The 8,025-nt window shown below is 62.6% G+C and carries 9 protein-coding genes; all 9 read right to left on the bottom strand.

All coding sequences use genetic code 11. The features are described 5' to 3' along the window. Window positions 1–245, bottom strand: a 245-nt coding sequence (locus CAK78_RS05925; protein WP_141214133.1) for a transposase, incomplete at its 3' end; no start/stop codon positions are given. Between the two features lie 129 nt (window positions 246–374). Then, window positions 375–884, bottom strand: coding sequence for a hydrogenase maturation peptidase HycI (gene hycI, locus CAK78_RS05920; RefSeq protein WP_094696677.1), 510 nt, complete (start codon window positions 882–884; stop codon window positions 375–377). Further along, entirely contained in the window at window positions 884–1,297 is a 414-nt protein-coding gene (locus tag CAK78_RS05915; RefSeq protein ID WP_094696676.1) for a formate hydrogenlyase maturation HycH family protein, read from the bottom strand. Before CAK78_RS05915 ends, hycI begins: the two co-directional genes overlap by 1 nt. After that, entirely contained in the window at window positions 1,290–2,105 is an 816-nt protein-coding gene (locus CAK78_RS05910) for an NADH-quinone oxidoreductase subunit B family protein (protein WP_094696675.1), read from the bottom strand. The genes CAK78_RS05915 and CAK78_RS05910 overlap by 8 nt, the downstream gene beginning before the upstream one ends. Then, the gene (locus tag CAK78_RS05905; protein ID WP_017408178.1) at window positions 2,105–2,662 is read right to left on the bottom strand and encodes a formate hydrogenlyase complex iron-sulfur subunit; all 558 of its coding nucleotides are present in this window, start codon (window positions 2,660–2,662) and stop codon (window positions 2,105–2,107) included. Before CAK78_RS05905 ends, CAK78_RS05910 begins: the two co-directional genes overlap by 1 nt. Before the next feature lie 9 nt (window positions 2,663–2,671). Continuing rightward, window positions 2,672–4,390, bottom strand: coding sequence for a hydrogenase large subunit (locus CAK78_RS05900; RefSeq protein WP_094696674.1), 1,719 nt, complete (start codon window positions 4,388–4,390; stop codon window positions 2,672–2,674). A gap of 80 nt (window positions 4,391–4,470) precedes the next feature. Beyond that, complete coding sequence (locus tag CAK78_RS05895; protein ID WP_094696673.1) at window positions 4,471–5,424, bottom strand: respiratory chain complex I subunit 1 family protein; 954 nt, start codon at window positions 5,422–5,424, stop codon at window positions 4,471–4,473. 1 nt (window position 5,425) lies between these two features. Continuing rightward, the gene (gene hyfB / locus CAK78_RS05890; protein WP_094696672.1) at window positions 5,426–7,309 is read right to left on the bottom strand and encodes a hydrogenase 4 subunit B; all 1,884 of its coding nucleotides are present in this window, start codon (window positions 7,307–7,309) and stop codon (window positions 5,426–5,428) included. Then, on the bottom strand, window positions 7,309–7,974 hold the full coding sequence (locus CAK78_RS05885) for a 4Fe-4S dicluster domain-containing protein (protein ID WP_094696671.1): 666 nt from the start codon (window positions 7,972–7,974) through the stop codon (window positions 7,309–7,311). The genes hyfB and CAK78_RS05885 overlap by 1 nt, the downstream gene beginning before the upstream one ends. Window positions 7,975–8,025: the final 51 nt, after the last annotated feature.

Below are 8,025 nucleotides of genomic sequence, written 5' to 3'. Positions count from 1 at the left end.
AGCTTGGTGTTTGCGAAAATAGTGTTCCCAGTCAATGACATCTGGTGATGGCAGTGATTGCATTGCAGCACGCGTGGCCGACTTTTCAGGTGACAACAGGTCTTGTTGGCACATTCAGGGCAGACAAAGCCGTGAGGAAAACGCCAAGTGAACAACGCGTTTTCGCACTGAGCTTCAGTGCCATAGTCCTTGAGAAGCTCAAACAGGCTGTAGCCTTTCTGGAATTGGACTTTGCTTTTGGCCATGATCTCGCTCCTCGATAACTGTGCATAAGATCAGTATAGTTCGGGGTGACTGCTAATCATGGGTAATCAGGTATTAATTTAACATCGGGCGTTTCCATATGCCTTTTTCTGGATGACTCAACGCTGCTGTTAACAAGCCGGCAAATATTCTGACTCCGCGTTGGTGATATTCCACAGGTCCAGTCGCTCTATTAACAAGCTGGCATCCTTGGCGGCATCAAGATGCTGGTAAAGATAATCCATCGCCCCGCTCACCATCCCGGTCATCGGAAATGAGAACGCCACGATGGCCGGTTGTACCCCGACAAAGATCACCTCTGGCACAAAGGTTTTGAGCTCGTCGATCAAAAAATTGAGCGGCATGTTGTGGGTCGAGAAGATAAACATCTCGGCGATGGTCTCGGGGGGGATCACCTGCAGGGTACCCGCCTTCTCGCCGATCTCGGCAGCATCCACCAGCACCACCCGCGCCGGTTGCAGCTCCCGCACCTGATGGACCACATTTTCCGGCGCGATGCCGCCATCGATATGAGCCCAGCCGGGCAGGGGGGCGGCTTGCAGCTTGTCGGCGAGATAGGGGCCGGCACCGTCGTCCCCCATCATGGCATTGCCCACGGTCAACACGAGATTGCAGCCCATCAGCGGCTCCTTACCATCAGGTACATATGGGGGTCGTTATAGAGAGCAGTGAGCTGATCCATAAAGGTGTTGGTCCAGCCCAGCTCCTGCTCATCGAGCAGATTGTCGGCCTTGCGCAGCCGGTCGAAGGCGCAGGCCAGCATATGGCAGTGCTCGCGATAGATGGTGATCTCGCCAAAGGTGAGAAACCCCTCCATCTTGCGGCGTGCCTCGCTCCCCTCTGGCAGCTTGGCTACCCAGTCGCGATATCCCGTCAGCGAGCAGACCAGATCGGCGCTCAGGCAATCGACGATGCCGAGGTGGTGGCCGATGGCGAGGCTGTAGTACATCACCTCTTTGGCCTCTTCCGGGACGTCGAACTGCTCGTCGACGAACTTGCGCGACAGGCGGTAGAAGAAAACCTGGTCAGCCATGCACCGCCTCTCCCTTGCCGGCCGCCCGGTTGAGGCAGGCGTTTGCGAGGTTGTTGACGATCTCCGCCAGGCGCGGATCGTCGTGCTGATCGAGGTAGCTCTGGATGCGCAGATCCACATCCTGCTGGGTCGCCCCTTCGAGCAGGGCCATAAACTCGTCGGCGATGATCCGCCCTTGCCGGTAACCGGCCATGCGGCGCGCTTCGCGCTCGATCATCACCCGAATTTCATTGGGGATGCCGGTGTGGCGCAGCTCGACCCGCTCACCCGGTTGCACCTCGTGGCTGGTGGCTTTGAGTTTCTGTTCCAGCAGACCGAGTGCCACCGCAAAGCCGTAGATGGTGGCGGCAGGAGTGGGGGGGCAGCCGGGAATATAGACATCCACCGGCACTATCTTGTCGGTGCCGCCCCAGACGCAGTAGAGGTCGTGGAAGATGCCGCCGTCACAGCCGCAGGCGCCGTAGGCGATGCAGATCTTGGGATCGGGGGCCGCCCCGTAGGCGCGCAGGGCCGGTACCCGCATCGCCCGGGTCACCGCGCCGGTAAAGAGCAGGATGTCGGCGTGGCGGGGAGAGGCGACCACCTTGATGCCGAAACGCTCGGCATCAAACAGCGGGGTGATGGTGGCGAAGATCTCGATCTCGCAGGCGTTGCAGCCGCCGCAATCGACCCGGTAGACATAGGCCGAGCGGCGAATGTCCTTGAGCAGGGTCTTCTTGAGTTTGGTGATCTCGGGATCCTGTGCCAGCGGCACGGCGCGGGTATGGGCATGGCCGACAACCGGTTCTATGCCTTTGATCTTGCTCATCACATCCACTCCTGTTGTGCGGCCATCGGTGTGGCGATCGGTGTGATCAGGGCCGAGTCAGGCTGGCTCAGCATGCTCTGTTTTCGTTTGCAGTCGGGGCAGTGGTGCAGTCGCTCCGGGGTCGCGAGCGGCGTGCCTGCCTGCTTGAGGGTGTCCTCCACCAGCGCCACCAGCTTGCTCGGGGCAAAGTAGGTGCCGCACAGGGTGCAGGGGGCCAGCGCGAAGCGGGCCTCCTCATAGAGATCCGCCTTGTTGGTCACCGCCAGCTCGAACTCGGGGGAGAGGGCGATGGCGCGGGTCGGGCAGACCTCCTCGCAGCGGCCGCAGAAGATGCAGCGGGCCATGGAGATCTCCCAGCGTCGTTCGCCGGTCTCCATGTCCACTTCCATCACCAGCGCGTTGGCCGGGCAGGCCTTGGTGCAGGCGGCGCAGGCGATGCACTGATCCGCCTGATATTTCGGTTTGCCGCGAAAATCCCGGTTCACATCAATAGGGGCGAAGGGGTACTTGGCGGTCGGGGTGCCAGCCTTGAGGATGGTCTTGAACAGCTTGATCATGATGACCCCTTATTTCAGCGGAGAGTTTTTGCGATCGATGCCGTAGCGCTCGATCTCCTTGTAGGAGACCACGGTGGATTTGCCCTTCCTGGGGTCGACCAGGGTGACCCGGTCGGTACAGGAGTAGCAGGGATCCAGACTGCCGATGATGAGCGGCGCATCCGCCACGGTATTGCCGCGCAGCATGTAGCGCAGAGCGGGCCAGTTGGCGTAGGTGGCGGCGCGGCAGCGCCAGCGGAACAGCTTCTGGTTATCTCCCGTCATGCTCCAGTGGACGTTCTCGCCGCGCGGCGCCTCGGTAAAGCCCAGCGCAAACTTGCCCGGCTGGTAGGTGAAGCCTTCGGTCAACAGCGGCCCCTGTGGCAGGTGCTCCAGGCCGAACTCAATCATGTCGAGGGAGTCGTAGAGCTCGTGGATCCGTACCAGCACCCGGGATTGCACGTCGCAGCCCGCCTTGGTCTGGATCTCCATCGGCAGCTCGCGGTAGCCGGCAAAGTCGTGGACCCGGCGCACGTCGCGCTTGAAGCCGCTCGCCCGCACCATGGGGCCGACGCAGCTGAAATCGCGGGCAATTTGCGGCTCGAGCTTGCCGATGCCGATGAGGCGGGAGGAGATGTTGGCGGTATCCAGCAGCATGGCCACCAAGGGTTTGAGCTCATCACGGAGCTCCCGCACCAGCTGGGCACCCTTGATGCGATCTTCCTTGAAGATGTCGCGGCGTACCCCGCCAATCAGGTTGAGGCCGTAGGTCTTGCGGGCGCCGGTCAGCAGCTCGGCCAGGGTCATGGATTTCTCCCGCACCCGGAAGAACTGCATGAAGCCGGTGTCGAAACCGGTGAAGTGGCTCGACAGGCCGATGTTGAGGATATGGCTGTGAAGGCGCTCCACCTCCAGCAGCACGGCGCGGATCATCTTGGCCCGCTCGGGGACCACAATGCCCATGGCGTTCTCCACCGAGGTGGTGTAGGCGACGCTGTGGGTAAAGCCGCAGATGCCGCAGACCCGGTCGGTCAGGAAGGCCACTTCGTTGTAGCCCATCCGGGTTTCCGCCAGCTTCTCCATGCCGCGATGGACATAGAAGAGGCGGTAGTCAGCATCGATGATGTCTTCCCCATCGACGAACAGACGAAAGTGGCCCGGTTCGTCCGAGGTGATGTGCAGCGGGCCGACCGGCACGATGCGGTTGGCATCACTGCCGAGCTCATTGACGAAGGGGTAGGTCTCGGTGTCGGTGGTGGGCATAGGGCGCTGGCGATAATCCATGGCGTCCTTGCGCAGCGGGTGGATATCCTCCGGCCAGTCGTCCGGCAGCACCAGACGACGTTCGTCCGGCAGACCGATGGCGCGCAGGCCGTACATGTCGCGGATCTCCCGCTCGCCCCACACCGCCGCCGGAATGGTCGGGGTGATGGAGGGGTACTCCTGGGTATCGGCATCCACCAGCACCCGGACTGTGATCCAGCACTTGGTGTCGCCCTCCATGGAGAAGACGTGGTAGACCGCGAAGTGGCCGTTCAGGCTGCGCTCGTCATTGGCAAAGGAGAGTGGAAGCCAGCCCCCCAGCTGATGGAAGATCAGGCTGGCCGTCTCGACCAGACTGGTGGGTTTGACGGTGATGGTGGCCTGATCGGCGGTTTGCCACTCCTCGTCGACGATGGCGTGGGGCAGTTGTGCTCGCACCTGCTGGATGTAGTCGCAGCCGATGCGATCCGAAATGGCGATGGTCATGCAGTTCTCACTTTAATGTTCGGGAATGAGCATTCACAAATGATGAAATCGGAAAAAGTTGCTGTGCTGGCGGGCATGATTCAGATCCCGACCAGATAGGCGAGCAGCGCCAGCAGGGCCAGTCCCAAGCCGTAGCGGGTGAGCCTGTGGGTGCGCACGAACTGGGTACGGGCCATGGTGTTTTCGATGATGCCGGCAAGCCCAAAGGCCACCAGCAGCTTGCAGGCGAGGATCAACGCCGCGCCGATGAGCGCAGGCAGACTCCAGTTGGCCGCCTTGCCGAAGGGGAGGAAGATCACCAGAAAGAGCTGCACCACCACCAGCTGTTTGAGGCCCATGCTGAGCTTGAGCAGGGCCAGCCCCGCACCGGAATACTCGGTGAGCGGCCCCTCCTGCAGCTCCTGCTCGGCTTCGGCGCAGTCAAAGGGCAGCTTGCCCATCTCGACAAACACCGCGAAGGCGCAGGCGGCGCCCGCCAGCAGGGTAGCGACCGGCGCGGCCAGCGGCTGGGTCGCGACATAGCTGCTGATGTTGCCCAGATCCGAGCTGCCCACCATCATCGCCATGATGAAGCAGGCGAGCACCAGAATGGGCTCTACCAGAATGCCGAGGGTCAGTTCGCGGCGGGCGCCGATCCCTGCAAACATGCTGCCGCTGTCGAGCCCGGAGAGGGAGAAGAAGAAGCGGAAGATGGCGAACAGGTAGATGTCGGTGATGAGATCCCCGGCGATGGGGAAGGGGGACTCGTGAGTCAGGGTCGGCAGCGCCATCCCCACCAGCAAGAGGGCGGCGATCAGCAGCGCAGGCATCAGGTTGAAGATGATGCCGGCAGGCTCGGGGGTCACCTCCTGACGGCGCAGTAGCTTGGCGATATCCCGGTAATCCTGCAGCAGGCCCGGCCCCTGACGGGAGTGCATCCTGGCCCGCAGCACCCGGTTGAAACCGGTGGCGAGCGGCGCCAGCGCCAGCATGGCGATGGCCTGGGTCAGGGCGAGGGCAACCATGCCCCAGCTCGGCATTTCAAGAACAGGCATATCAGACTCCTACAGCCATCAGGATAAAGAGCGCCAGCACAAGGCCGTGCAAGAACCAGCCAGCGGTAGAAGGGGAGGCGCTCACCCCGTGCAGGGCGCTGGCCAGATCGAGCTGCGGCTGCTTGCGATAGAGCGGTGCGCAGAGTTGGCGCAAGGTGTGGGTGACACCGCCGGAGGTAAGGCTCATGCGCTCCTCATAGGCGTAACCACAGGCCCACGGGGTGCCGGCGTGACGACGACCCAGCTTGGGTCCCTTGAAGACGGCCAGTACCAGCAGCGGGATGAGGAACAGTCCCAGCAAGGTGATGGCGATAACGGGCGGGGAGAGGATCGCCTGGCTGCTGTCGAGTGGCAGCAGGGTCGCTCCGGTGGCCACGCTTATCTGGCTCGTGACTTGAGTGGAGACCAGCGCCTGGCCGTAGCTGGCGATATGGGGGGCAATCCAGGGGGCGCCCAGACCCAGCACCAGACAGACCGCGGCCAGCAGCAGGGTGCCTGCCACCATGGCGCCCGGCACTTCGCGGGCGTGGCTCGCGTGTTCGCTGCGCGGTGCGCCGCAGAAGCAGATGCCGTACACCTTGACGAAACACATCACCGCCATGGCGCCGGTCACCGCCAGCATCACCACCGCGAGCGGGGCCACCACAGAGGTGCCGAGCTTGGTCATGGAAAGGAGCGATTGATAGATAAACCACTCGCTGACAAAACCGTTCAGCGGCGGAAGTGCCGAGATGGCCATGGCGCCGATGAGGAACGCCAGCGCGGTCCAGGGCATCAGCTTGGCCAGTCCCCCCATCTTGTCCATATCACGGGTGTGCAGGCGGAACATCACCGAGCCGGTGCCCATAAACAGCAGGCTCTTGAAGATGGCGTGGTTGAGCAGGTGATAGAGGGCGCCGAGCAGCCCCAGCACCACCAGTGCCGATTGCTGGTTGGCGATGCCGATCATGCCGATCCCCATCCCCATCAATATGATGCCGATGTTCTCCACCGTGTGGTAGGCGAGCAGCCGCTTGAGATCGTGCTCGGCCAGCGCAAACAGCACCCCGAGCACTGCCGAGCAGGCACCGAAGATCAGCACCATATAGCCCCACCAGAGCTGGCTGGCACCGAGAAAATCGATGCTGACCCGCAAGATACCAAAGAGACCCAGCTTGACCATCACGCCAGACATCAGCGCCGAGATATGGGACGGCGCAACAGGCTCGGCCACCGGCAGCCAGCCGTGCAGCGGCACGAAACCGGCGCGCAGGCCAAAACCGCAGAAGCTGAGCAGGAACACCAGAGAGGCCAAAGCGCCCGCCAGATGGTGCTCGCGCAGCGCGGCGAACTCCAGCGAACCGCTGTCGCGGCAGAGCAGCCAGAAGGCGATCAGCACCAGCGCCATGCCGATATGGTTCATCACCAAGTAGAGACGGCTCTGTTTGGCGGCTTCCGGGTTGGTCTTGACCAGCCAGTAGGTGGTGAGGGTCACCAGCTCGTAGCAGAGCAAGAAACCGAGCGCGTTGTCGGCCAGCACCATGCCCACCATGGCAAAGAGGAAGAGGTTCATCAGCGCGCCGATGGCCACATCCCCCTTGCCCTGATATTCGCGGATATAGGCAAAGGAGTAGAGGGCGACGGCGACGCCGACCGTGCTGATGACCAGCAGCATCAGCGCGGCCAGCATATCTAGGTGAACCGAACCCAGCAGCCAGAGCTGGCCGTCGACGGGGGCGCCTTGGGCAAAGATCTGGATGGCGGCGACCAGACCCGCGAGCGAGCCCAGCAGGGCAAGGCCGCTGTTGAGGCGGTTGGCCAGTGCGGGCAGCTTTTGCAGCAGCAGACCGGCGGCGGTGCCCAGCAAAAAGAGCAGGAGCGTGGCCATAACAAGGGGGGACAACATCAGTACGCTCCCTCTGTGGTGGATAAATCGGAGGCAGGGGTTGCCTTGGCGGGCGCCGAGAAGGCGGAGGCCCCTTGCGGGTGGGTGTCGGCCGCTTGCTGGCGACGGATACGAGCGGCGCGTTCGGTGTCGCCGTCATTGACCAGCTTCAGCGCCTGGGAGGGGCAGGCATCGACACAGGCGGGGCCGTCGGAGCGAAATTCACAGAGATCACATTTGACGGCGATGCTGCGCACCCCCGGCTCCCAGCTCAGCAGATCCTCGCCAAAGCAGCGCAGGCCCGCGGAGGTGGAGGGGTTGCTGGAGCGGATGGAGCAGGGGATATAGGTGTCGTAACTTGTGGCCACGGCCACCGGACGGCTGCCGCCGCTCTGGATGGCGCCAAAGGGGCAGGCCACGGCGCAGAGATTGCAGCCGATGCAGAGCGACTCGTTGAGTTGCACGCAATCGCCGGTCTGGCGAATTGCCTCGACCGGGCACACCTTGCTGCAGGGGGCATCGTCACAGTGACGGCACTGAACCGGCATGGTCGCCTGCTCGTGTCGCATAACGGTTAAACGGGGGGCTTGTTGCAAACCTTGCGCCTTGTGTACCTCGCTGCAGGCCGCCATACAGGTGCCACAGCCGATACAAAGCTTGGGGTCAGCGATAACGAAGCGGTTCATAGCCTACCTTGTCGTGTCGCGAACAGAGTGAATAGGGGCAGGTTGGCAAGA

The organism is Aeromonas sp. A35_P, assembly GCF_002259925.1.
GTDB classification, from domain to species: domain Bacteria; phylum Pseudomonadota; class Gammaproteobacteria; order Enterobacterales; family Aeromonadaceae; genus Aeromonas; species Aeromonas dhakensis.
The sequence above is the reverse complement of the archived record's forward strand: the minus strand, read 5'-3'. Positions and strand labels throughout refer to the sequence as shown.

Coding starts and splice junctions, on each gene's coding strand:
- CAK78_RS05885 (WP_094696671.1), bottom strand. CDS start 7,974: ATGAACCGCTTCGTTATCGCTGACCCCAAGCTTTGTATCGGCTGTGGC.
- hycI (WP_094696677.1), bottom strand. CDS start 884: ATGGGCTGCAATCTCGTGTTGACCGTGGGCAATGCCATGATGGGGGAC.
- hyfB (WP_094696672.1), bottom strand. CDS start 7,309: ATGTTGTCCCCCCTTGTTATGGCCACGCTCCTGCTCTTTTTGCTGGGC.
- CAK78_RS05915 (WP_094696676.1), bottom strand. CDS start 1,297: ATGGCTGACCAGGTTTTCTTCTACCGCCTGTCGCGCAAGTTCGTCGAC.
- CAK78_RS05895 (WP_094696673.1), bottom strand. CDS start 5,424: ATGCCTGTTCTTGAAATGCCGAGCTGGGGCATGGTTGCCCTCGCCCTG.
- CAK78_RS05910 (WP_094696675.1), bottom strand. CDS start 2,105: ATGAGCAAGATCAAAGGCATAGAACCGGTTGTCGGCCATGCCCATACC.
- CAK78_RS05900 (WP_094696674.1), bottom strand. CDS start 4,390: ATGACCATCGCCATTTCGGATCGCATCGGCTGCGACTACATCCAGCAG.
- CAK78_RS05905 (WP_017408178.1), bottom strand. CDS start 2,662: ATGATCAAGCTGTTCAAGACCATCCTCAAGGCTGGCACCCCGACCGCC.